Origin of the sequence: Maribacter algicola, from assembly GCF_003933245.1 — a bacterium.
In the GTDB taxonomy this organism is placed as follows: domain Bacteria; phylum Bacteroidota; class Bacteroidia; order Flavobacteriales; family Flavobacteriaceae; genus Maribacter; species Maribacter algicola.
Genome location: NZ_QUSX01000001.1, coordinates 492624 through 516223 on the forward strand (window position 1 = coordinate 492624; position 23600 = coordinate 516223).

The window sequence follows — 23600 nt, forward strand, 5'->3', positions numbered from 1 at the left end:
ATCGTTGTAATAATGTCCAACGGATAAATCAAACTTAAAAGTTAAAGACTCTTAAAAGAGTACTAAAGAGAATTTTTAAGGCGTTATTTGTTTAGCTTCCACAACGCATGTAGACTTATGAAACGAATAGCACTTTTGTCAATTTGTTTATTCACCAACCTTTTGTTTTCACAACAAGAAGGTTTAGACCAAAATTCATCGGAGAAGGAAGTAAAAGTCTTTCCCAACCCTGCCACTAATGTCATAAACGTACTTGGCCTATGGAATTGCAAGACGGCCTCCATCATAATCACGGATACTTATGGCAATACATTAGTGGGTTATCAATGGGAAATTAAGAACAAGGCATTGAATATTCCCGTTGCAAACCTCGAACCTGGAATCTATCTGCTTTCAATTCGCTCCACGGAACAGAACGTCCATAAGAAATTTGTGAAACAGTAATTAATCGAAAACAAAATTGTAGGTTAAGGCAAGTAAGGGACTATTCAAAACGGAAAGCTCATAGGAGCCCAAAGGACTATCCAGAAAAATCGCACCATCCTCTACACCCTGTCTTTGTGTATAATAGACGTTGAACGGGTTTCTCCTTCCGTACACATTGTAAATGGTAAAAATCCAATCACCTTTCCATTTTCGGTTAGGGTTCTTTCCGTAGGAGACCTTCCATGAAAAATCCAGCCTGTGATACGGGCGCAATCGGGCATTATTTCTTTCCAAAAAAATGGGAACCTCCAAATCCTCAATTTTAAAAACGCTATTGGCTACCGTATAGGGTCGACCTGTTTGCGCCGTAAAATTGAAACTCCAGGTATTGTAGGGGTCTCCCTCAAAATTTATTGTTCCATTGAATACATGAGGCCTGTCAAAATCAGATGCAAACCATTCGTTGTTGTTGATTCTATCGGCCAACCGTTCATTTTGAGAGCGCAATAAACTTCTGGACCAAGTATAGTTGAACCATCCGTTGACTTTACCCTTGGGTTTCCTAAAACTCAATTCAGCCCCATAGGCCTTACCTTCGGCCTGAACAATATCCCTTTCCAAATATTCCTGCAAGAAGAAGTCCGCACCTGGTTTATAGGTAAGATTATTATCCGATGTTCTATAATAGCCCTCCAAACCGAGTTCAATGGTATTGTCCGCTACACCTGTATAAATACCAAAACCATAGGCGTCACTATTTTGGGGAACGATATTGGGGTCCGAAGTCTTCCAACGTGAAGTGGGCAAGGGTGTCGTTGAATTATACACATTTTGAAGGTATTGGTTCAATCTAGCAAAACTCGCCTTGATGGAGGTTACTTCTCCAAGTTTATAGTTTAGTCCCACCCTAGGCTCCAAATCGTTATACGTTTTTACACCGGCACCCTTCTCAAAAAAGGTGGTTCCCAAAAGTTCTCCCGTAATATCATCAAAAGAACCCTGGGTATAAGGACCCACGAACACAAAATGATTAAAACGCAGGCCTGCGGAAAATTTAAGCCGCTCACCCAACAACCAATTCAAGTTTCCATAACCCGAAAAAACATAACTGTTCTCCCGTGCCAAATCAACAGGTAAAATACTGTTGCCATTGCCAGGGTCTAGATTGCCAGGTTGAATGGTGTACTTATTGATTTGGACCCCACCGTAGTAATCAATCTCTTCATTTATGGTATTTGTCAATTCCGAAATAAAGCTCACATATTTAATACCGGAGTCAAACTCAATTTCATTATCGCTCTGTTGTTCCGGAAAAATGGTTTTGGGATTATAATCGCTCATCACCAACAAGGTCCTTAGAATACGGTCATTGCTAAAACTATGTGTCCAGTTAAGGGTGCCGTTCAAGGTCTTAAAATCAAATTGGTTATTTTCTGCGTTGATGTTTTGGATTTTGGTTATCAAATCCAACTGGTAGAAATCCTTGGTATAAAAACCGGTAAAGGATATTTGGTCGTTTTCCGTTGGTAAATACAATAATTTTAGGGTAGCATCCTGAAAATTAGCCTTGGTATTCTTTAATCGTTCAGAGAATATTGGTAGAAGAAAATCCGTGAAGCCCGCCCTTCCCCCAAGGCTCATCATTAATTTATCCTTTATCAAGGGTGTTTCTATGGACAACCTACTTGAAATGATACCTACGCCTCCGCTCAATTTAAATTTATTTGTATACGGATTTTTGACCTTTACATCCAATACTGAGGTTGTTCTTCCGCCATAACGGGAAGGAATATTTGCCCGATACAAATCCACCGAGGAAACCGATTCTGGAGTAAACACTGAAAACAAACCAAATAAATGGGTAGGGTTAAAAACCGGGGCATAATCATAAAGTAAGAGGTTCTGATCCAACGACCCGCCCCGTACCGATAGTCCGTTACTGAGCTCTCCGGCATTGTTTACGCCCGCTAATAATGTCATACCCCGCAACACATCAAATTCTCCAATCGCGGCCGGTATTTTTTTAAGCTCTTGGGCATTCAGTTCCAACGCGCCCATTTGCGGTGTTTCCAAATTGTCCAATATACGCTTGGCACGCACAACAACCTCCGAAAGCTGCTCTTCCTCCGGCCATAATTTAACCGTTATTACTTTACTTTGGTTCAAAGTAACGTTTAAAACCTCCTTTGTAAACCCAATATAATTTACGGTTGCCGTATAATCCCCACCTGGCAAATCGATGGAAAACCTTCCTGCCTCATTGGTTATTCCCCCGCAGTTACAAGGTGTAATGGAAATTTGGGCATTTTCCAAGGGAATATTGGTCTCCTCGTTTATAACAATTAAAGACAAGGTAAAGTCTTGGGAATAGGATATAAAGGCAGAAAACAGAAGTACTATGATTACAATGGATTGGTTTTTTAGTGTCATTTGTTCGGTGTTACTGCCAACCCTCAGGTTCAATTGCGGTTCTATATCTCGATTCTTCACAGGGAGCCAAATTGGTTGGTGGAGGCGGATAGGGCGAACCTAACGTAGGTTCCAAGGATACTGCAGGAGGTTGCCTGGTAGCTATAGCAGCTTCGTTGATAAGCTCCCTTTCAACATACATATTGACCACGGAAGAAGCGGCCGCTGTAAACCTTCCCAATACGAATTCCTCAGAATCATTAATGTTGTACAGGTTTCCGACCAAGGCAGCGGGCGGAGGGGCATTGAAACCCGACGCATTGTCCACAATATCCTTTAATACTTTGTAATATTTATAGGCAGCGGGGGTCAAGGAGAATTGTTGTACCTCTACTACCATATTTTCCTTAGTATACAATGGTAAAGAACCCACTTCCAGACCGGCAACCGTTTTCCCGTTCGAAAATGTATCATCAAAGATATTTACCGATTCGGGATACCTGATAGTCCAACATTCGGTTTCGCAGATATAATCAAAATATCTATAGAGCCTCCCTCTTAAATCATAGGGGATACAACCTCCATTTCTATAGATACCCTCGTTACAACGAATACAATAATCCAAATTTTCAAAAGAGCGATAGCTCCAGTAATAATTGTTTTCAGCACCTGCAGGATCGTCAAAACTTACCGAAATCTTGTGCCCGGGTATGAATCGGTTTACCGAGGGCCTAAACTCCAACTCTGGGTCATAGTCGATGGCAACCTCTGTAATGGGGACAGGAGATAAAACGATTTCGGGTTCCGACTCATAAACGGTTCCGTTGGGCATCGCCACTATAAGTTTCCAACGTTCCCCTGGGGAAACTTTAAAATCCAAAGGTGCCAAATAGGCATCTTCGGATTCGAGGAAATTTACTGAAAGGCCACTGTCTAGATTTTCTACAGTGACAGATGCTCCCGGAATGAAATTTAATCCCCTAACCCCAAATTCCGTGACAGATTCATTTATGCCAACATAGGAAGCACCGGCATTAGAACTGGCAAAACCCTCTATAAAAATGAGGCCATCCTCATAATCAAATTCCGGTGGAACGGGGTCAATACAGCCATACGGCAAAAACGAAAAAACAATAATTACAGCCAAAGGCCTGACGAAAAAATTCTCATAACAATAATTAAGAAGGCGATCAAAAAATGAAAAATGTCGCATGGGAATCAATTAGGATATAAAGCAAAAGATTTTATAATGTTCTAAACAAGTGAAAGATACCATTTTAATGGATAACCTAGTTTTAAATAATTTGACCAATTCCATGAATTCAACCAAAAAAAAACCTCCCAAGGACATTGGAAGGTTTTCTCAATTGAAATTATTTTTTCATCTGCGCTGAAATACCAATTGGCCGCTTTCATTGAACTCCGGTATTTGTAAATCAGCCGCATCCACTAGCATGATATCTCCCTCAATGGTCACATTCACCTCTACAACTTCCTCATTGACGTTTACAAAACTTACTACGTTATTTTCATACGTGTACGTACTGGACTCCGTTTCAAAAGTTGTTGGACAAGGAATATTGAAACCAGAGGTTGTATCAATCTCTAGGTAGTCGGTTGAATTTGTGGCCGTGGCCGTTAAATCGGCATTAAACTGTAAAGTTATAATTGTACAGTTTTGGTCCGTCAAGTATGCAAGGGCTTCTCTGGCAAAAATAGCATTGTCACTGGCTGTGGCTTCGTCAATACGCAGCTCGGTCGCATCCCAGGTACCCACAATATTTGAGGCAGGGTCAATTTCCGGATTATTTCCTTTATCGGAGCTACATGAAAAAATCATGGAGACCACTAGAAGAAATAAAATACTATTTTTCATAGGTACTCAAATTTATTCGTTCGTAGATAAAACGTATGAATCAAAATAATATTTCCCATCTTGGGTAAATGCCGTATTTAAACTAGGATTGCATTACAAAATGAAACCAATAGGTTACCTTTAACTAAAAAGTATTATCCTTTTAAGACCAAGAATGTGACTAGTCGAATTCCTTTTAGACATTACCGTTACATTATCAAAAACGAAATGCGTCTTGCGACCAAGAAGAAAGATTTCAAGGCCTGATATATATTCCCATCCGATACCAAATTTATAGGGAACAAAGCATTGTAATGAATATTTCTTTATTTAAATCTGGTAGTAGTTGCAATGATTTTGCCTTCCCTATTTCTTTACACCTGTATCGCTATACAACCAAGTTGGATTCCCTTATTTTTGCACAAGTATTGAAATGAAAAAAAATTAAAAAATAATCAGAAACAACTATTTGCAATTCAACTTTATAATTGTACATTTGCAGCCCATTTCACGGGATTGAAAGAATAATAGTTAAAAACAATAGCAGTGGATACACTAAGTTATAAAACCATATCCGCCAACAAATCAACCGTTGTCAAAGAATGGTTGTTGGTAGATGCCGAGGGAGAAACATTGGGTCGTTTGTCTTCAAAAGTGGCTAATTTATTGAGAGGAAAGCATAAACCAAGTTTTACACCACATGTGGATTGCGGTGACAATGTTGTTGTCATCAATGCAGAAAAAATTAGCTTAAGCGGCAACAAATGGGCAGACAAAACGTATCAAAGGTATACGGGTTATCCAGGAGGACAGCGTTTTACCAGTGCTAAGGAATTATTGGATAAAAATCCTGCCTCCATCATTGAGAAAGCTGTTAAGGGAATGCTTCCAAAAAACAAGTTGGGTGCAGACCTTTTTAGAAATTTAAAGGTGTACGCCGGTTCAGAACATGGCCAAGAAGCCCAAAAACCCACTGCAGTTAATTTAAAAGATATTAAATAAATGGAAATAATTCACAAAATAGGAAGAAGAAAGACTGCTGTAGCCAGAGTTTACCTTTCCCAAGGAAATGGAACCATTACTATTAATAACAAGGAATTAAATGATTATTTCCCGACTGCAACTTTGCAGTATAAAGTGAAACAACCTTTCACCCTTACTGATACTACTGACAACTATGATGTTAAGGTAAATGTATATGGAGGTGGTATCACAGGACAAGCTGAAGCCATTAGATTGGCCATATCCAGGGCCATGTGCGAGGTAGATAGTGAAAACAGGGCGACCCTAAAACCAGAAGGTTTGTTGACAAGGGATCCAAGAATGGTAGAGCGTAAGAAATTCGGTCAGAAAAAGGCCCGTAAGAAATTCCAGTTCTCCAAGCGTTAATCGAAAGAATTTTCCAAGCATCCGCCCTCTGGCGGATGCTTGTTTATATTATTGTGTGCTGGTGAAAATCCGGTATATTTATTAACAAGTTCATTGAAAGTCCAGTTTTGGGCACTTAAAAATCCTTTATTCACTTTAAAATAAAGGTAGATTAGTTTAGCATCTAAATGATAAAGGCTTCCCTAGTTTAGGGATACCACTTTGTCATTGCTATTTCAAAAGAACGTAAACTAAATTTAAAATGGCGAAAGTCGAAGTAAAACAATTATTAGAAGCAGGTGTGCATTTTGGCCACCTAACCAGAAAGTGGAATCCGAACATGGCTCCTTACATCTACATGGAGCGTAATGGTATCCACGTAATCAATCTTTACAAAACAGTTGCAAAATTGGACGAGGCCAATGAGGCTTTGGCAAAAATTGCTGCATCTGGCAGGAAAATTCTTTTTGTTGCTACCAAGAAGCAGGCAAAGGACATTGTTGCTGAAAAGGCATCCAATGTAAACATGCCCTACATTACGGAAAGATGGCCAGGCGGTATGTTGACAAACTTTGTAACTATCCGTAAAGCCGTTAAGAAAATGGCCTCCATTGATAGGATGAAGAAAGATGGTACTTTTAACACCTTATCCAAAAAAGAGCGATTACAGGTAGATCGTTTGCGAGCTAAATTGGAGAAAAACTTAGGTTCTATTTCAGAAATGACCCGTTTACCTGGCGCCCTGTTCATTGTTGATACCATGAGAGAGCACATAGCGGTAAAGGAAGCCCAGAAATTGAATATCCCAATATTCGCCATGGTCGATACCAACTCGGACCCCAGGGATGTAGATTTTGTAATTCCATCCAATGATGACGCTTCAAAATCTATCGAGATTATTATGTCTCAAGTGACCGAAGCGGTTGCTGAAGGTCTTGCGGAGCGAAAATCGGAAAAATCTGAAGGTTCCGAAGAGAAAAAGGAGAAAAGCTCCAAGAAAAAAGAAAAAGAGTCTAAAGAAGATTTAGAGCCAACCCCAGCAAAAGTTGATACAAAACCGACACCGGTAGTTGATAAAGTTCCTAACGTCACCGTTGATGTTGAAGCTACCAAGGAAGCTGTTAAAAAGGACAACGATGCAGAAGCCGATGACCTTACTAAAATAGAGGGTGTTGGACCAAAGGCGGCAGAAGCACTTGCCAATGCCGGATTAGATACTTTTGCCAAAGTTGCGTCTGTAGATTCAGATGAAATGAAAGAAATCTTGACTGAAGCCAGTTCCAGAATGGCTCACCTAGACCCAACTTCTTGGCCAAAGCAAGCACAAATGGCAGCAGATGGTAAATGGGATGAACTTAAGGAATGGCAGGACAGCGTTAAAGGCGGTGTTGAAGAATAAAACCTTTTATATTAATCGATAATTAATCCTCCCAAAAAGGGAACAAAAAACATAGAAAATGGCAAATATTACAGCCGCAGAAGTAAATAAATTAAGACAAACTACAGGAGCTGGTATGATGGACTGCAAAAAAGCCTTGGTTGAAGCCGAAGGTGATTTTGAAAAGGCTATCGAAATCCTTCGTAAAAAAGGACAAAAGGTTGCTGCAAACAGAGCTGATAGGGATTCCTCAGAAGGTGCAGCCATCGCTAAGGTAAATGATAACAACACAAGCGGAGTAATCATTTCCCTTAACTGTGAAACCGACTTTGTGGCCAAAAATGATTCCTTCGTAACATTGGCCAATGAATTAGCTGATTTGGCAATAAACTATGACACCAAAGAAGCTTTTTTAGCAGCCGATTTCAAAGGTATGTCCGTTCAGGATAAATTGACCGAACAAACCGGTGTCATCGGTGAGAAAATCGAAATAGGAGGTTTTGAAAGATTAAGTGCTCCTTTTGTTGGATCTTATATCCATGCTGGCAATAAGATCGCCGTTCTTACAGGTCTTTCAGCTTCCGTAGATGGCGCAGACGTCGTTGCCAAGGATGTGTCAATGCAAGCAGCGGCCATGAACCCTGTTGCATTGAATGAGGAAGGTGTTGACCAATCCATTATAGACAAGGAAATCGAAATTGCCAAGGACCAACTTCGTCAAGAAGGTAAACCAGAGGCTATGTTGGATAATATTGCCAAAGGAAAATTGAACAGATTCTTTAAGGACAATACATTGGTCAACCAAGATTTTATCAAGGATAGCAAGCAGAGTGTTGCCCAGTATGTTAAATCTGTTGATCCAAATCTAGAAGTGACCGGATTTAAAAGGGTTGCCCTAGGATAAACATTATTCAAGATGTAATCATAAAAAAATGCCGGGCAAATGCCCGGCATTTTTTTATTATAGCAATTCCACTTAACCCTTTAACCAAGCGTTTCTGAGCTCCTTAACCTGATTGGAAGCGTTTTCCATAGGTGTAATTTTACTTACCACTATGGTAGATGTTCCAACAGCTCCCTCAACGGTAATGACTTCCCCTTCCCTTTCCAACTCCATGGTTATGATCGTATCAGGGGTCCATCCAAAACTCTGTCCTATTATGGGCCTAATAGTTTCCAAGGTAATGGCAGTTCCGTTGATACTTTTGATTATGTCCCCTCCTTGTACGCCCAAGCTTGTGAAAAAAGAATTCAGGTCAATTCCCTTTCTAACGAAAATAGCGTCATTATTGGATTGGTCAACATCGATATAAGGTATTTCTCCTTGCAAAAAATATCCTGATTGCTCCTCTACCTTATTTATGGCCAGACCCATTTTTTCAAGATAAATGTTATAATCTATTGGGGTATTGCCAATGACATGTTCATTAAAAAAATCACCTACTTCTGGATAAGTAAGAGCGACAATTTCATCAATGAGCTGGTCGTCCTGAAAAGGGGCGTCAACACCATATTTACTGGAAAGTTCCTTCATCAACCAAAGAACTCCCTTCTCGCCATTACTTTTTTCCCGTATTATAATGTCCAAAACCATATTGATCAAGGCTCCCTTTTCATATACATTGGCATAATTGCTTTCATAGAGATCTTCCAAAATATTTTTACTCATTGCGGTAAAGGACATGGAATCGTCATACCCTTTGGCATTGGACATTTTATTTCGCATACGTTCGTAAAACTCTACCTCATCTATCAACCCTTCATGCACTTGAAATAAATTGGCAAAATACTCGGTTGTACCCTCGTACATCCATAAATGTTGGGACATTTTAGGATCATTGTAATCGAAATAATGAATCTCATTTGAATGTACGGAAAGGGGAGTTACAATGTGAAAGAATTCATGTGAAACCACATCCACCATGGCCTGTTCCAATCTGTCCTTGGGCATTGCCTCCGGCAAAATAACTACAGTGGATGTGTGGTGTTCCAGGGCTCCAAATCCCATAGCATCCGTATCTTCCATAGTGGATAGATACAATAAAATATTGTACTTCTCCGTAGCATCTATATCTCCTAAAAAAGCTTTTTGGGCACTCATCATGCGCTCCATGCGTTCCCTTAAATCGCTTGCGCGATACGCCCCATTTGAAGAGAACACGCTTAACGTAACTTCAATTCCGCCCACTTTAAAAGTCTCCTTATCGGGCTTGGTATAAAATATTGGATTATCTATAATTTCAAAATACCTATTGGCCATAAAAACATCTCCACCTTCAATATTAGTGTCCAAGACAATTTGGTTTAGGGAAGTAGCCGCTTCCAACCCATCGGGCTTTTCGATTATCAACCGATAAGGTATTTCCTTATAGCCTTCAAAATATCCCACAAAACCATGTAGATTCAACATAAAGTTGGAGTCCTTAGCTATATTGGTGCCCGCAGGAGAAAAAACGGCATCCTCCACTTCATTTTCAGTATCAAAGGTATCATTGACCAAATAGGATACCTTATCCAACTTTGTAGCATTGGAAACGTTCCAGGTATTTACATCCAATTTGGAAACTTCCATAGGGTCTCCAGCATAATCATAAGCTACGAATCCTTCAATATATTGACCATAATCATCGCTGCTATATGTCCCTGGAACCGTCTTGGGTATCCTAAAAGATATCCGATCTACAGTGAAGGCACCTGGATCCACAATTACTTTCACCTGATCGTTAGTGACATTCACCAAATCAATAAAGACTTGAACCGGAGCTTTATCGATAGAAATTAAGTTTTTACCTGCACCACAACCATACAGAAAGGCAATGGCTAGTACATACAAAAGAACTCTTTTCATGTTATTCATCTTTTCAAAAAAATATTGGTAAAAAAACATACATCCTGCAAGAATATTAAAAATACGAACGATAGCCGTAGCAATTAGTAAATAATTATGTTTTATGGTCAAGGATATCACCATGTCCAGCATAGATTTTTTTCATTATTTTTGCTTTGAAATAAATCAAAAGATGCAATACAAAAGGATACTTTTAAAACTTAGCGGCGAGGCCCTAATGGGGGAAAAACAGTACGGGATAGACCCAAAAAGATTGGATGAATATGCCGAGGAGATAAAAAAGGTCGTGGATAAAGGTATCGAAGTAGCCATCGTCATTGGCGGGGGCAACATCTTTAGGGGTTTGGCCGGTGCGGCCACTGGAATGGACAGGGTTCAAGGAGATCACATGGGAATGTTGGCAACGGTCATTAACGGTTTGGCACTACAAAGTGCCTTGGAAATGAAGAATGTGCAGACCCGTTTACAATCGGCAATAAAAATCAACGAAGTGGCGGAACCCTTTATAAGAAGAAGGGCAATGCGGCATTTGGAAAAAGGCCGTGTCGTAATTTTTGGTGGAGGAACAGGTAACCCTTACTTTACGACCGACTCAGCTGCTGTTTTACGTGCCATTGAAATTGAGGCAGATGTTATCCTAAAAGGAACCAGGGTGGACGGAATTTACACGTCAGACCCTGAAAAGGATAAAAATGCCACCAAATTTGACACCATTTCTTTTCAGGATGTACTCCAGAAAGGGCTGAAAGTTATGGACACCACCGCTTTTACTTTGAGCCAAGAGAACGAACTTCCCATAGTCGTCTTTGACATGAACAAAAAAGGAAATCTTTTGAAAATTGTGGATGGTGAAGCCGTTGGAACAACCGTAAACATGTGATTTTGGTATAATTTATGTTCTTGAATACAAAATTTTGATATGAACGAAGAAATACAATTTGTTTTAGACTCGGCTAAAGAAAGTATGGATGCCGCATTGGCCCATTTGGAAAGGGCGTTCGTTAAAATTAGGGCAGGCAAGGCCAGCCCTGCTATGCTATCATCCGTATTGGTCGAGTATTACGGATCTCAAACGCCATTATCCCAGGTTGCCAATATCAATACCCCAGATGGAAGGACCATTTCCGTACAACCTTGGGAAAAAGGAATGCTTTCAGAAATCGAAAAGGCTATAATGAACGCCAATCTAGGTTTCAACCCTATGAACAATGGTGACTTGATTATTATCAATGTCCCACCCCTAACGGAGGAACGAAGGGTGCAATTGACCAAACAGGCCAAGGCCGAAGCGGAACATGCCAAGGTAGGTGTACGAAGTGCCAGACAGGACGCCAATAAGGAAATAAAGGATTTGGATGTGTCTGAAGATCTGGAGAGCAACGCCACCGCAGATATACAGCAGCTTACGGACAAATATGTAAAAAAAATTGACGATTTCCTTAGTGTTAAGGAAGCGGAAATCATGAAGGTTTAAGATACCTTCAGCATTTAAATTCAAAGAGCAGTCCGAAGGGACTGCTCTTTCTTTACCCCATATATTCTTCAACTAGTTTTTAGGTTCAATTGGTGACATTGGTTACATTTGCAATCTCCTAAAAACAAGTATGGTTGCTAAACTTACCAAAGGGTTTTGGTCCAAAACGGCCAGAATAATACTAAGGAACAGAATTCTTATTTTATGTGTGGTGGCTGGAATCACGGTTTTTTTGGCTATGCAATGGGGCAACATGCGTTTTTCCAATTCACAAGCCAATCTATTGCCTGATGATCACCCCGTTAATTTGGAGTATCAAAAATTTTTAAAACAATTTGGCGAAGAAGGTAATACCGTAGTATTTGCCATAAGGGACTCCGCTTTGTTCACTCCAGAAAATTTTAATCGTTGGAACAAACTGAGCAAACAACTTGGTGCCTTCCCTGAGGTAGAATTTGTACTTTCTACTGACAACCTACAAGAACTTGTAAAAGATACGGTGGAACAGAAATTTGTAATGCGCCCACTCATAAAATCGAGTCCTGAATCAAAAGCGGAAGTGAATAGCATTACTCAACACCTCTTTAACGAACTTCCTTTTTATGAAAATCTAATTTACAATAAAGAATCCGGCACAATAAGAACGGTAATGTATTTGGATAAGGATATCGTAAATACTAGCGTACGAAAGGATTTCATCCTAAAGGACCTTAGCCATTTAATTTCCCGGTTTGAGGAAGAAACCAATTTGGAGGTCCATATTTCCGGTATGCCCTACGTACGAACTATGAATTCCCAAAATATCATCGACGAAATTGGAAAATTCATTCTTGCGGCATTGGGTGTTACTTCCCTAATTTTTTTCTTTTTCTTTAGAAGTTTCAGGGCAACATTTATTTCAATGTGCGTAGTAATCATAGGAGTTATGTGGGCCTTTGGGGTCCTTGGTCTTTTACAATATGAAATAACGGTGCTAACCGCACTAATTCCGCCCTTGATTATCGTTATTGGCATACCTAACTGTATTTTTCTCATCAATAAATATCAGCAAGAAGTAAAAAAACACGGCAATCAAGCTTTGTCCCTCCAAAGGGTGATTTCAAAAATTGGAAATGCCACCTTGATGACAAATATTACAACCGCATCCGGTTTTGCCACCTTTATAGTAACAGATAGTAAATTGCTCAAGGAGTTTGGTATTGTAGCTTCCATAAACATTATAGGGATTTTCATTCTATCACTAATGATCATTCCCATAGTTTACAGTTTTCTTTCCCTTCCTAAAACCAGACACCTAAAGCATTTGAACAAGAAATGGATCGATGCTTTTGTAAGTTGGATGGAGAATATCGTGCGTAATAAAAGGATATCGGTTTACATCGTTTCAATTTGTTTATTGGTCCTCAGTATTATAGGGATCTACCAAATAGATATCTCCGGAAGCCCCATTGAAGATATGCCAAAGAAGGCCGAATTTTTTCAGGATATCCGATTTTTTGAAAACGAGTTCAATGGCATTATGCCCGTTGAAATCATAGTGGACACGAAAAATCCCAAAGGGGTCATGAAACCGGCCACCCTAAAGAGAATGGATCAATTGGGAGATGTGGTGGCTGAAATTCCGGAACTATCCCCTTCCTTATCTGTAGTGAATTTGGTAAAGTATTCGAAACAGGCCTTCTACAACGGTATTCCAAGATACTACCAGTTGCCCACAAGCCAAGAGAACACCTTTATTATGGATGTAGCCAGAAAATCATCCACCGAAGGCAATTTACTGAAAAGCTTTGTGGATAGTACTGGTCAGGTGGCCAGAATGACCACCTATATGCGAGATGTCAAAACAAGCCGCATGGAAAAAATCGAGGAGCGTCTTTTGGAAAACATTCACAAAATCTTTCCAGAAGAGCGCTATACGGTTTACATGACAGGGAGTGCCCTGCTATTTTTAAAAGGCACTAAATACCTTGTAAAAAACTTGGTAATGTCGCTTGCTTTGGCCATTGGCCTTATAGCCCTGTTCATGGCCTATTTATTCAGATCCTTTAGAATGATCGTGATTTCCTTAATACCCAATGTGCTTCCTTTGATAATTACGGCGGGTGTTATGGGATTTATTGGAGTACCCATTAAGCCTTCTACCATTCTGGTATTTAGTATTGCTTTTGGCATATCCGTAGACGATACAATTCACTTTCTGGCAAAGTATAGACAAGAGCTAGAGTCCAAAAAATGGCAAATTAAAAAATCTGTGTACGCCGCCTTACGGGAAACCGGCGTAAGTATGTTTTACACATCCATAGTACTTTTCTTTGGCTTTTCCGTATTTATCATTTCCAATTTTGGTGGAACTGTGGCCCTTGGTGCACTCGTTTCCGCCACGTTGTTATTTGCTATGTTGGCCAACTTGATTCTATTACCCTCCTTATTGCTATCCTTAGAAAAAAGTATAGCCAATAAGAAAACGCTAAAGGAACCACAAATAGACATATTGCCGCATGACGGGGAAATCGATTAAACATCGTTTAAAACCAAGTTGTATTCATTTATTCTTTTGGGCCAAAAACCTATCTTTGGCTTTTAATTTTCAATCGATTTAAAATGCGATCAGTAAGCATCAAGGAACTCTTAACAGGGAAAGAATTACTACAGGAAATTACCGTAAACGGATGGGTACGAACTTTTAGAAGTAATAGGTTTATCGCCCTAAATGATGGTTCCACGCTCAATAATATTCAATGTGTGGTGGATTTTGAAAAGTTGGATGATGCCATTTTAAGGCAAGTGAACACAGGTGCCGCCCTAAAAATTACAGGAACCTTGGTAGAAAGTCAAGGAAAGGGTCAAAAGGTCGAAATACAGGTAAGGGATATTTTTGTACACGGAGGTGCAGATCCAGAGGTATATCCCATACAGCCAAAAAAGCACTCCTTGGAATTTTTAAGGGAAAAGGCGCACCTAAGGGTACGTACCAATACCTTTTCCGCAGTAATGCGTGTAAGGTCTGCACTTGCCTTTGCCATTCATCAATATTTCAGGGAAAACGGTTTCTATTATTTCCATGCACCTATCATAACGGGGTCTGATGCGGAGGGTGCTGGCGAAATGTTCCGTGTCACCACATTGGATGAAAAGAATCCCCCATTAAAAGAGGACGGAACTGTGAATTTTAAGGAGGATTTCTTTGGAAAGGAAACCAACCTAACGGTATCCGGTCAATTAGAGGCAGAGGCATATGCCATGGCCCTTGGCAAAGTCTATACCTTTGGCCCTACGTTTAGGGCGGAAAATTCAAATACCTCAAGGCATTTGGCCGAATTTTGGATGATAGAGCCTGAAATGGCCTTCTATGATCTCGACGCCAATATGGATTTGGCCGAAGACTTTATCAAATATGTCCTTAGCTATGTACTTGAACATTGTGAAGAGGACCTACAATTTTTAGAAAATCGGCTCTTGGATGAGGAGAAGACAAAACCTCAGGCGGAAAGAAGTGAAATGGCCCTAATTGAAAAGCTGAAGTTCATTACGGACAATAACTTTAAACGCGTTACTTACACGGAAGCCATCGAAATATTAAGAAATAGCAAGCCTAACAAAAAGAAAAAATTCCAATATCATATAGATGAATGGGGTGCGGATCTTCAAAGTGAGCACGAGCGCTATCTGGTAGAACAGCATTTTAAATGCCCCGTAATCCTTTTTGATTATCCAGCAAAAATAAAGGCCTTTTATATGCGTTTGAACGAGGACGGGAAGACCGTTAGGGCCATGGACATCCTCTTTCCGGGCATTGGTGAGATCGTTGGAGGCTCGCAAAGGGAGGAGCGCTTGGAGGTACTAAAAGAGAAAATGGCCGCATTGGATATACCGGAAGAGGAGTTATGGTGGTATCTGGATTTGCGAAAATTCGGTACCGCCGTACATAGTGGTTTTGGGTTAGGGTTTGAACGTCTCGTCCTTTTTGCCACGGGCATGGGGAATATAAGGGATGTCATACCTTTCCCGAGAACGCCACAAAATGCTGAATTTTAAGGGTATTTGGTTATTTTTATACGTAGCGAATAAAATAGATGTTAAAACAGCACTTACAATTTAAGCTTTCCCAGAAGTTGTCCCCTCAACAGATTCAATTGATGAAGTTGATTCAGCTTCCTACACAAGCGTTCGAACAACGCCTGAAACAGGAGTTGGAGGAGAATCCTGCCCTGGAAAGCGGTAAGGAAGATCTTGACAATACTGCAGACGAATTTGACGATATTTATAATCAGGAGTCAGATAGCGAGACCATTGCTGCGGATGATATCAACATTGATGACTATTTAAGTGATGATGAAATCCCCGATTATAGAACACAATCGAACAATTATAGTGCGGACGACGAGGAAAAGAGTGTGCCGTATGCATCTGGAACCACGTTCAATCAATACTTGATCAATCAATTAAACACGGTATATCTGAACGACGAGGAATGGGCCATTGCCGAGTTTCTAGTCGGGAGCGTGGATGAAAGCGGGTACATAAGAAGACCTATTTCCGATATATTGGATGATTTGGCCTTTACGCAAAATGTTTACACGGATGAGAAAACCATTCAAAAGGTTTTGTCCATAGTTCAGGAGTTAGATCCACCAGGGGTAGCCGCAAGGTCTTTGGAAGAGTGCCTAATCATACAATTGGAACGAAAAGAACTTACCCCAAGTATCGAACTGGCTATTTCCATATTGAAAAAGTCGTTCGATCAATTCACAAAAAAACATTACAAAAAGCTTATCCAAAAACATAATGTTACCGAGGAGGAATTAAAAAACGCGATATCCGAAATTGAAAGATTGAATCCAAAACCTGGTGGTTCCTACTCGGGCAACAATAGAATCATAGAGCATGTGGTGCCGGATTTTTCAATAAGGATTGTCGATGGTGAGTTGGAACTTAGCCTCAACGGTCGCAATGCACCGGAGCTGCACGTATCCAAGGAGTATAGCAATATGCTCAAAGGATATAAAGAATCCAAGGACAAAACCAAATCACAAAAAGATACGGTTCTCTTCATTAAACAGAAGCTGGATGCCGCAAAGTGGTTTATAGATGCCATAAGACAGCGTCAGCAGACCTTGTTCATCACTATGAACGCGATAATGCAGTATCAAAAAGAATACTTTTTAACTGGTGACGAACGAAATTTACGGCCCATGATCCTAAAGGATATTGCAGATGAAATAGACATGGACGTAAGCACCGTTTCCAGGGTAGCCAATAGCAAATACGTAGATACTCCCTATGGTACGAAATTGATAAAGGAATACTTTTCGGAATCCATGAAAAATGATCAAGGGGAAGATGTATCGACCAAGGAAATCAAAAAGATTTTAGAAACGGTCATAAAAAATGAAGAAAAAAGAAAACCGTTAACAGATGACAAACTTGCTGCCATTTTAAAGGATAAAGGTTATCCTATAGCCCGTAGGACAGTAGCTAAATATCGCGAACAATTGGATATTCCCGTTGCGAGATTGAGAAAGGAGATTTGATGAAGTTATTCTTTCAGACCATTTCCTATATTTTCCATCCAATCTTTGTTCCAATAGCAGGCACGGTAGCCTATTTTTTGACTACCCCAAAGTACAGTCCACTGGAACTACAGAGCGGAAACATTCTTCCTATTTTTATACTTACCGTAATTATTCCCATAATCGCCTTTTTAATATTAAAAAACTTGGGCGTTGCAAATTCTATTTTTTTAAATTCTGTCTCAGAAAGAAAATACCCTTTGCTCATTCATATTATCTTACTGACACTAATACTCATCAAAGTTATCCCCAATAATTACGTTGCCGAACTATATTTTTTCTTTGTAGGACTTATAGGTGCGGCGTTTTCCTGCTTATTCTTGTTGTTTTTCAATTTTAAAACAAGTTTGCATGCCGTGGGTATTTCTGGAATATTAATGTATCTCATAAATCTGAGCATCCATTTTGAGATAAATATTGTAATAGCCATTGGGCTTATGACCCTTTTTACAGGTCTTGTGATATCCGCAAGGCTATACCTCAAGGCTCATTCAAAACTAGAAGTTTTTGTTGGCCTTTTGATCGGACTATTGTCCCAACTTCTTACAGTGAAGTTTTGGCTATAGAATATAGAAAACCAAACCGACCCTCAAGGGTTTAATCTCAATAATTTCATTATTTAATACGGCCTTATCATTAAACAATTGGGTTAAAGCGTAGTAAATGTGAACGTTAAACGTATTATAGCCGATATTAAAAGTAGGCCCATATTGTAACCTTTTTATATCGGTATTGAAAAACCCGTCCCTAAAATCGGATGTAACCAGTTTAGATCTGGCACCTACCACATATCCAAACTTCATTCCCGTATATATCCTCCAAAATTTATAATCGGTAGGAGTAGAATTTCGCCATCGAAATTCAAACGGAAGTTCAATTAAATGCGTTTGTACCTTACTTCTTTTAAAACCAGGTATAATACCCCCAATATCGTAGGAAAACCCATTAGGAACCTCCGTAACGGTTAAATTGGAATAATAGGTATTCAAAGCCAAACCCAAACCTACACCCAATGCTTTTGTACCGCTATTGTTTAATGGAACATCCTTTATTATACCTCCCATCAACCCATACGATAAGTTTCTTTGTTTTAAGTCGACTGGCTTATTTCTTACAAAGTTATAGGTTATTCCTAAGTAAAATTGATCTTCGAAATAACGTTGGTACCTTAAATTTTCCTTAGAAGTATTTTCCTGGGAAAAACAAGCAAGAAAACACAAAAATGAAAGTGAAAATAAAAATAGCCTCATAAGGCTAAATTAAGCAAATAAAAAACGCTTCAAAATAATTTGAAGCGTCTTAAATAAGTTTGAAAAAATTTTTCTTATTGAAGGTTTCTGAAAGCGTCCCCTTCGTAAGTAGTATAATTTACCTTTAATGCATTTACCTTACGCAGCTCTTGCTTAATATCGGAAATTAGCCCCATATTGGCATTTTTATCCACCTTAAGGGCTGTGGTCAATACGTTCTGCAATTCCTGTGGCTTTTTGGCCCTTTCCATCAAGATATAGTCTCCAACTTCACTTGGCTTGGCAAACTTATCATTCAATTGTATTTGAGGCTCTGTTCCGTACACTTTTTCGTATTCCCTTGTTGGCTTTCCAACGTAGATGTAGATAACCCTGTCCTTTTTTTCCAATTTCTTTACTTCATTGGCATTAGGCAATACATTTTCAACCTTTAGGGAACTATCCTTCATCACGGTAACCGTCATAAAGAAGAACAAAAGCATAAATACAATGTCAGGAAGCGATGCAGTTGATACTGCTGGCACTTCTCCATCCTTTTTCTTTGCAAATTTAGACATAGTGTTTTATTTTTTCTTCTTTATTAATTCGTTGTAGTTTCAGCCTCGGACAATTTCTGTGGAAATAGTTCCTGAATCCTCTGAACTTTTTCCTTTAATTCATCCTTAACTTCATCCGAGGTCTCGGGATTGAGGTATTCTGCTTCCATATCCACAAACTTTTGCCCATAAAGCCTTTGGGCTTCCCTATCCCTTAAGTCATTGTAAGCTCCAACCAATTCGTTTTGAACCGTAATGTAAGTGGAGTACTTTGTCTCTCTATCGTTCTTTAAGGAAATAATCGCCTTTGCAGGACTATCTGACGAAGAGGCATCCCTGGCCCCTTTACAGTAGCTACAATAATCCGGACTTCCTTGAGGCGCACCTCCATTATCCAGGAACGCCATTGCCTTCTCCCTTAAATCTGATATCTCTATCAACTCATCATCAGCCAATAATTGACCATTTTTGTTGATATTGACTTGAAAGATATTTTTTTGCTTAATAACAACATCTTGATCTGGCGGTTCAATTGGAGGCAACATACGGTCCAAACCTGCATCCGTTTCTATGGTAGTCGTTACCAAGAAAAAGATGAGCAGTAGAAACGCTATGTCCGCCATGGAACCTGCATTAACTTCTGGTGCTCCTGCTCTTCTAGCCATAATAATTTTTTTATTTACCGAACAGTTTCTTTACCCCAGGAAGAACCATCAAAACAACGGCAACAACCGTTAAAATGAAAAATACGTTCAATCCCATTCCTATTTTTTTAACTGTTGATTCACTGGACATGGCCATGTATTCAGGTGCTACATCCGTGCCACTTGAAAGGACGTATGAGATTCCAACGACAATGGCCAACCCAACAACAACAAACAGCGTCTTCTTAAGACCTTGAGGGTTAGAAAACAAATTCTTTAATGTGAATAATAAAGCGGCCACTACAGCAATTCCTAAAAGAATATAAGTGATAATGAACATTCCGTTCATTGCACCGCTTTGAGCTGCCTCGGCTGCCGGCATATCGCTACTTGGCAACATGTACCAAAGTACCGCGCTCAGCAAGCCTATGACAATCAGTGCTATTTTTATTATTTTTTGCATAATTATTTTAGGTATTTAAAATGGAACTTATTTTTTATGGTCTACCAACATATCGATCAATGTAATCGATGAGTCCTCCATATCATTTACAATACTATCGATCTTCGCGATAATGTAGTTGTAAAAGATTTGAAGTATGATAGCCGTAATAAGACCAAATACCGTAGTCAATAACGCCACCTGGATATCACCTGCAATAAGGGAAGCACTTAGGTTACCTACCGCAGCAATCTTTTGGAAGGCCTGAATCATACCAATTACAGTTCCCATGAAACCAAGCATCGGCGCAATAGCGATAAACAAGGACAACCAAGAAACGTTCTTCTCCAATTGACCCATTTGAACACCACCATAAGCTACAACAGCTTTCTCGGCAGACTCAACACTTTCACCTGCTCTATCCAAACCTTGGTAGTAAATAGAAGCAACAGGACCTTTTGTATTTCTACATACCTCCTTAGCAGCCTCAACTCCTCCAGAAGCCAAAGCATCTTCAACTTGTTGCTTCAATTTGGCCGTGTTGGTGCTAGCCATATTTAAATAAATAATTCTTTCAATCGCTACGGCCAAACCAAGGATCAAACATAAAAGTACAATACCCATAAAGCCTGCACCCCCTTGAATGAACTGCTCTTTCAATACTTGCGTAAATCCTCTGTCCGCTTCCGGAGCCGCATCTTGAACTAGCAAAGCTACAGCCGCCACTTTTGCACTTACCATATTTGTACCTGCTACAAACGCCCCAGCAACAGCTAGGCTTGGAAATAATTTTTTCATTTTTTCAAACTTAAATTAGTTAGTTAATAGGGTTAAAGATAAAAAAAAATCAATATAAAAAAAGTAAAACTTACTTGCAGAGAGGAAGGGATTCGAACCCTCGATACACTTTTGGTGTATACACACTTTCCAGGCGTGCGCCTTCGACCACTCGGCCACCTCTCTATTTTCGCCTTTTTTAAGGTGGGGCAAATAACAAAAAAAATATTAGACAATAAAATATTACCCGTTAATTTTAGTGCATTTCTCCGCGTAGCGAAGTCTCAAAAACCGTCTTAAAGTGTTTGCTGGACACGCCACTCCCCAACATATACATAGCCTTCGAAATTGCAGCTTCAGTGGTAATATCCTTACCATTAATCACTTGCATCTCCATTAATGCAGAACTGGTTTCGTACTTACCCATAAGCACACTGCCACCGGAGCACTGAGTAATGTTGATTACGTGCAATCCATTTTCAATGGATTTTTTTAGGGAAGTTAAAAACCAATCGACCGTTGGTCCATTTCCAGAACCGTAGGTTTCCAAAATGAGCGCTTTCAAACCCTCTGTTTTCAAGACATTTTCAAAAACGGCTTTGTTCATTCCAGGAAATAATTTAACCAAGGCCACATTCTCATCCATTTTTTTATGGACTACCAATTTTTTATTCCTTTTACACGGCAGAAGATATTCGGAAAAGACATTCAAATGCACACCTGATTCCACCAAGTGGGGATAGTTTAAGGATGCAAAGGCCCTAAAATTCTCGGCATTTATTTTTGTGGTCCTGTTTCCTCTATACAGTTTATACTCAAAATACAATCCCACTTCCTTTATGACCGATGTCCCATTTTTTTGTAGTGCGGCGATCTGTACCGATGTAATTAGGTTCTCCTTGGCATCTGTGCGTAAATCCCCAATGGGCAATTGGGATCCAGTAAGAATTACAGGCTTATCCAAATTTTCCAATAAAAAACTTAAGGCCGATGCGGTATAGCTCATGGTATCGCTTCCGTGTAGGATCACAAAACCGTCATAACCCACATAGTGCTCTTCAATCAGCGTAACGATCCTTACCCATTCCTGCGGATTCATATTGGAAGAATCCAATGGGTTTTCAAAAGATATTGTATCTATGGAACAATCCAATTGATTCAGTTCCGGCACATGCTTTAAAAGTTTGTCAAAATCAAAGGATTTTAAGGCCCCAGTTTGGTAATCCTTCACCATTCCTATGGTCCCGCCCGTATAAATCAAAAGAATCTTTCTATTATCCAAACCCATATTTTTAAAATCAAACCCCAAATACTTCTTTTGAATTTTCAGTAGTCACCCTTGCAACTTCCCGTTCATCCAGAGCATATAATTCGGCAACCTTTTTGAGAACATTCAACACATAGGCACTTTCATTGCGCTTTCCACGATACGGTACGGGTGCAAGGTAGGGAGCATCTGTTTCCAATACAATATGCTTGAGGTCAATTTGACTTAAAAATGAATCGATCTTCCCATTCTTAAATGTTACCACACCTCCAATACCCAATTTCATATTATATGACAATGCCCTGTGCGCCTGTTCCAAATTGCCTGTGAAACAGTGAAAAATGCCTTTTAAATCCTCATCCTTTTCTTGTTCCAACACTTCAAAAACGGCATCGAATGCATCCCTACAATGAATAATGATTGGCAACCTATGCTCTTTTGCCAGGTTTATCTGTTTGCTAAAGGCTTTCTGTTGCTCTTTAAAAAAACTTTTGTCCCAATACAAATCAATTCCAATCTCACCTATGGCATAATACCGATGTTCTTTTAGAATCCGTTCTACATGTTCAAGTTCCGCCTCAAAATTTTCCTTTACATGGGTGGGGTGCAGACCGGCCATCAGAAAAATATTCTCAGGATACTTTTCCTCTAATTGCACCATCCTATCTGTGTACGTGGAGTCAATGGATGGAACAAAAAATCTAGTAACCCCTAGGTCCAGGGCCGTTTGAATCATGCGATCCCTATCTTCATCAAACGCTTCACTGTATAAATGTGTATGTGTATCAGTTATAATCATAGCACAAAAATAGGCTTATCTTTGACTTTTTAAGCTATATATGTGCAATCATCCCAACCTAGGAAACAAACTAAAATCCAATGAGCTTTCTTAAAAAGTGTTTAAAGAAAAAAGGATACGTTAGTATCCGCTTGACCCTGACCAGAACAAATCATTTGGAATTTTCAGCAAAGATCAATGGGATGGCAGGAAGATTCATTCTGGACACGGGTGCCTCCAATACGTGCATCGGTTTTGATAAAATCGATTATTTCAATCTAAAATCAAAGGAATCCAAGATTAAGGCGGCCGGTGCAGGGGCAACTGACATGGAGACCCTCACCTCCAAAAAAAACACCATAGAAATTGGCAAATGGCACCAAAAAAAGTTGAAAATCGTATTGTTCGACCTTGTCCATGTAAACACGGCACTCATAACCCATGAAGCGGAACCCGTAGATGGGATTATTGGTGCCGATGTGCTTAACAAGTCAAAAGCGATTATCGACTACAAAAAGAAATTGTTGTTTCTCAAAATCTAAAAATGATTAAAACAAAAAAAGCACCGATGTATAGGT

The 23600-nt window shown here is 39.6% G+C and carries 23 protein-coding genes and 1 tRNA gene; 12 read left to right on the plus strand and 12 right to left on the minus strand.

The window, feature by feature from the left end; genetic code table 11:
- Positions 1-117 precede the first annotated feature (117 nt).
- Positions 118-444 (plus strand): T9SS type A sorting domain-containing protein, encoded by a 327-nt coding sequence (locus DZC72_RS02120; protein WP_125221257.1) that lies wholly within the window; start codon positions 118-120, stop codon positions 442-444.
- On the opposite strand, the gene DZC72_RS02125 is transcribed toward DZC72_RS02120, so the two are convergent.
- The 3 genes from DZC72_RS02125 to DZC72_RS02135 all read right to left on the minus strand — a co-directional run bounded on the left by DZC72_RS02125 (position 445) and on the right by DZC72_RS02135 (position 4711).
- A complete protein-coding gene (locus DZC72_RS02125; RefSeq protein WP_243641624.1) occupies positions 445-2916 on the minus strand; it encodes a TonB-dependent receptor in 2472 nt (823 codons plus the stop codon). It lies immediately after the preceding gene.
- The gene (locus DZC72_RS02130; RefSeq protein WP_125221259.1) at positions 2867-4048 is read right to left on the minus strand and encodes a DUF4249 domain-containing protein; all 1182 of its coding nucleotides are present in this window, start codon (positions 4046-4048) and stop codon (positions 2867-2869) included. Before DZC72_RS02130 ends, DZC72_RS02125 begins: the two co-directional genes overlap by 50 nt.
- A 168-nt stretch (positions 4049-4216) precedes the next feature.
- Positions 4217-4711: a lipocalin family protein gene (locus DZC72_RS02135; RefSeq protein ID WP_125221260.1), complete on the minus strand. Its 495-nt coding sequence runs from the start codon at positions 4709-4711 to the stop codon at positions 4217-4219.
- 525 nt (positions 4712-5236) lie between these two features.
- On the opposite strand from DZC72_RS02135, the gene rplM reads away from it, so the two are divergent.
- The 4 genes from rplM to tsf all read left to right on the plus strand — a co-directional run bounded on the left by rplM (position 5237) and on the right by tsf (position 8340).
- Positions 5237-5692: a 50S ribosomal protein L13 gene (gene rplM / locus DZC72_RS02140; protein ID WP_125221261.1), complete on the plus strand. Its 456-nt coding sequence runs from the start codon at positions 5237-5239 to the stop codon at positions 5690-5692.
- Positions 5693-6079, plus strand: coding sequence for a 30S ribosomal protein S9 (gene rpsI, locus DZC72_RS02145; RefSeq protein WP_125221262.1), 387 nt, complete (start codon positions 5693-5695; stop codon positions 6077-6079).
- 241 nt (positions 6080-6320) lie between these two features.
- The gene (gene rpsB / locus DZC72_RS02150; RefSeq protein ID WP_125221263.1) at positions 6321-7457 is read left to right on the plus strand and encodes a 30S ribosomal protein S2; all 1137 of its coding nucleotides are present in this window, start codon (positions 6321-6323) and stop codon (positions 7455-7457) included.
- 58 nt (positions 7458-7515) lie between these two features.
- Complete coding sequence (gene tsf / locus DZC72_RS02155; RefSeq protein WP_125221264.1) at positions 7516-8340, plus strand: translation elongation factor Ts; 825 nt, start codon at positions 7516-7518, stop codon at positions 8338-8340.
- A gap of 72 nt (positions 8341-8412) precedes the next feature.
- On the opposite strand, the gene DZC72_RS02160 is transcribed toward tsf, so the two are convergent.
- Positions 8413-10284 (minus strand): M61 family metallopeptidase, encoded by a 1872-nt coding sequence (locus DZC72_RS02160; protein WP_125221265.1) that lies wholly within the window; start codon positions 10282-10284, stop codon positions 8413-8415.
- 172 nt (positions 10285-10456) lie between these two features.
- On the opposite strand from DZC72_RS02160, the gene pyrH reads away from it, so the two are divergent.
- The 6 genes from pyrH to DZC72_RS02190 all read left to right on the plus strand — a co-directional run bounded on the left by pyrH (position 10457) and on the right by DZC72_RS02190 (position 17894).
- The gene (gene pyrH, locus DZC72_RS02165) at positions 10457-11164 is read left to right on the plus strand and encodes a UMP kinase (protein ID WP_099545980.1); all 708 of its coding nucleotides are present in this window, start codon (positions 10457-10459) and stop codon (positions 11162-11164) included.
- A 39-nt stretch (positions 11165-11203) separates the two neighbouring features.
- Positions 11204-11758, plus strand: coding sequence for a ribosome recycling factor (gene frr / locus DZC72_RS02170; protein WP_125221266.1), 555 nt, complete (start codon positions 11204-11206; stop codon positions 11756-11758).
- A 130-nt stretch (positions 11759-11888) separates the two neighbouring features.
- Positions 11889-14276: an efflux RND transporter permease subunit gene (locus DZC72_RS02175; protein WP_125221267.1), complete on the plus strand. Its 2388-nt coding sequence runs from the start codon at positions 11889-11891 to the stop codon at positions 14274-14276.
- Between the two features lie 83 nt (positions 14277-14359).
- On the plus strand, positions 14360-15793 hold the full coding sequence (asnS, locus tag DZC72_RS02180; RefSeq protein WP_125221268.1) for an asparagine--tRNA ligase: 1434 nt from the start codon (positions 14360-14362) through the stop codon (positions 15791-15793).
- 38 nt (positions 15794-15831) lie between these two features.
- On the plus strand, positions 15832-17289 hold the full coding sequence (rpoN, locus tag DZC72_RS02185; RefSeq protein ID WP_125221269.1) for an RNA polymerase factor sigma-54: 1458 nt from the start codon (positions 15832-15834) through the stop codon (positions 17287-17289).
- Positions 17289-17894: a hypothetical protein gene (locus DZC72_RS02190; protein WP_125221270.1), complete on the plus strand. Its 606-nt coding sequence runs from the start codon at positions 17289-17291 to the stop codon at positions 17892-17894. The genes rpoN and DZC72_RS02190 overlap by 1 nt, the downstream gene beginning before the upstream one ends.
- Here the strand turns inward: DZC72_RS02190 and DZC72_RS02195 are convergent.
- The 8 genes from DZC72_RS02195 to DZC72_RS02230 form a co-directional block, all read right to left on the minus strand.
- Positions 17889-18578 carry a porin family protein gene (locus DZC72_RS02195; protein ID WP_125221271.1) on the minus strand — a complete coding sequence of 230 codons (690 nt, stop codon included), beginning with the start codon at positions 18576-18578 and terminating at the stop codon, positions 17889-17891. The two genes, DZC72_RS02190 and DZC72_RS02195, sit on opposite strands and share 6 nt — an antisense overlap.
- Before the next feature lie 74 nt (positions 18579-18652).
- Positions 18653-19135, minus strand: coding sequence for an ExbD/TolR family protein (locus DZC72_RS02200; RefSeq protein WP_125221272.1), 483 nt, complete (start codon positions 19133-19135; stop codon positions 18653-18655).
- Between the two features lie 23 nt (positions 19136-19158).
- A complete protein-coding gene (locus tag DZC72_RS02205) occupies positions 19159-19779 on the minus strand; it encodes an ExbD/TolR family protein (RefSeq protein ID WP_125221273.1) in 621 nt (206 codons plus the stop codon).
- Between the two features lie 10 nt (positions 19780-19789).
- On the minus strand, positions 19790-20221 hold the full coding sequence (locus DZC72_RS02210; RefSeq protein WP_125221274.1) for a hypothetical protein: 432 nt from the start codon (positions 20219-20221) through the stop codon (positions 19790-19792).
- 27 nt (positions 20222-20248) lie between these two features.
- Positions 20249-20998, minus strand: a complete 750-nt coding sequence (locus tag DZC72_RS02215) for a MotA/TolQ/ExbB proton channel family protein (RefSeq protein ID WP_099545962.1) — start codon at positions 20996-20998, stop codon at positions 20249-20251.
- A gap of 77 nt (positions 20999-21075) precedes the next feature.
- Positions 21076-21163 (minus strand) — tRNA-Ser (locus tag DZC72_RS02220).
- Between the two features lie 70 nt (positions 21164-21233).
- Positions 21234-22259: an asparaginase gene (locus DZC72_RS02225; protein ID WP_394340616.1), complete on the minus strand. Its 1026-nt coding sequence runs from the start codon at positions 22257-22259 to the stop codon at positions 21234-21236.
- A gap of 16 nt (positions 22260-22275) precedes the next feature.
- Positions 22276-23043, minus strand: coding sequence for a TatD family hydrolase (locus DZC72_RS02230; protein WP_125221276.1), 768 nt, complete (start codon positions 23041-23043; stop codon positions 22276-22278).
- An 80-nt stretch (positions 23044-23123) separates the two neighbouring features.
- Between DZC72_RS02230 and DZC72_RS02235 the strand changes: the two genes are divergently transcribed.
- Positions 23124-23564, plus strand: a complete 441-nt coding sequence (locus tag DZC72_RS02235) for a retropepsin-like aspartic protease (RefSeq protein ID WP_125221277.1) — start codon at positions 23124-23126, stop codon at positions 23562-23564.
- Positions 23565-23600: the final 36 nt, after the last annotated feature.

Coding starts and splice junctions, on each gene's coding strand:
- DZC72_RS02200 (WP_125221272.1), bottom strand. CDS start 19,135: ATGTCTAAATTTGCAAAGAAAAAGGATGGAGAAGTGCCAGCAGTATCA.
- rpsI (WP_125221262.1), top strand. CDS start 5,693: ATGGAAATAATTCACAAAATAGGAAGAAGAAAGACTGCTGTAGCCAGA.
- DZC72_RS02195 (WP_125221271.1), bottom strand. CDS start 18,578: ATGAGGCTATTTTTATTTTCACTTTCATTTTTGTGTTTTCTTGCTTGT.
- asnS (WP_125221268.1), top strand. CDS start 14,360: ATGCGATCAGTAAGCATCAAGGAACTCTTAACAGGGAAAGAATTACTA.
- DZC72_RS02120 (WP_125221257.1), top strand. CDS start 118: ATGAAACGAATAGCACTTTTGTCAATTTGTTTATTCACCAACCTTTTG.
- rpoN (WP_125221269.1), top strand. CDS start 15,832: ATGTTAAAACAGCACTTACAATTTAAGCTTTCCCAGAAGTTGTCCCCT.
- DZC72_RS02230 (WP_125221276.1), bottom strand. CDS start 23,043: ATGATTATAACTGATACACATACACATTTATACAGTGAAGCGTTTGAT.
- DZC72_RS02205 (WP_125221273.1), bottom strand. CDS start 19,779: ATGGCTAGAAGAGCAGGAGCACCAGAAGTTAATGCAGGTTCCATGGCG.
- frr (WP_125221266.1), top strand. CDS start 11,204: ATGAACGAAGAAATACAATTTGTTTTAGACTCGGCTAAAGAAAGTATG.
- DZC72_RS02215 (WP_099545962.1), bottom strand. CDS start 20,998: ATGAAAAAATTATTTCCAAGCCTAGCTGTTGCTGGGGCGTTTGTAGCA.
- DZC72_RS02135 (WP_125221260.1), bottom strand. CDS start 4,711: ATGAAAAATAGTATTTTATTTCTTCTAGTGGTCTCCATGATTTTTTCA.
- DZC72_RS02235 (WP_125221277.1), top strand. CDS start 23,124: ATGAGCTTTCTTAAAAAGTGTTTAAAGAAAAAAGGATACGTTAGTATC.
- DZC72_RS02160 (WP_125221265.1), bottom strand. CDS start 10,284: ATGAAAAGAGTTCTTTTGTATGTACTAGCCATTGCCTTTCTGTATGGT.
- DZC72_RS02175 (WP_125221267.1), top strand. CDS start 11,889: ATGGTTGCTAAACTTACCAAAGGGTTTTGGTCCAAAACGGCCAGAATA.
- DZC72_RS02210 (WP_125221274.1), bottom strand. CDS start 20,221: ATGCAAAAAATAATAAAAATAGCACTGATTGTCATAGGCTTGCTGAGC.
- pyrH (WP_099545980.1), top strand. CDS start 10,457: ATGCAATACAAAAGGATACTTTTAAAACTTAGCGGCGAGGCCCTAATG.
- DZC72_RS02130 (WP_125221259.1), bottom strand. CDS start 4,048: ATGCGACATTTTTCATTTTTTGATCGCCTTCTTAATTATTGTTATGAG.
- tsf (WP_125221264.1), top strand. CDS start 7,516: ATGGCAAATATTACAGCCGCAGAAGTAAATAAATTAAGACAAACTACA.
- DZC72_RS02190 (WP_125221270.1), top strand. CDS start 17,289: ATGAAGTTATTCTTTCAGACCATTTCCTATATTTTCCATCCAATCTTT.
- rpsB (WP_125221263.1), top strand. CDS start 6,321: ATGGCGAAAGTCGAAGTAAAACAATTATTAGAAGCAGGTGTGCATTTT.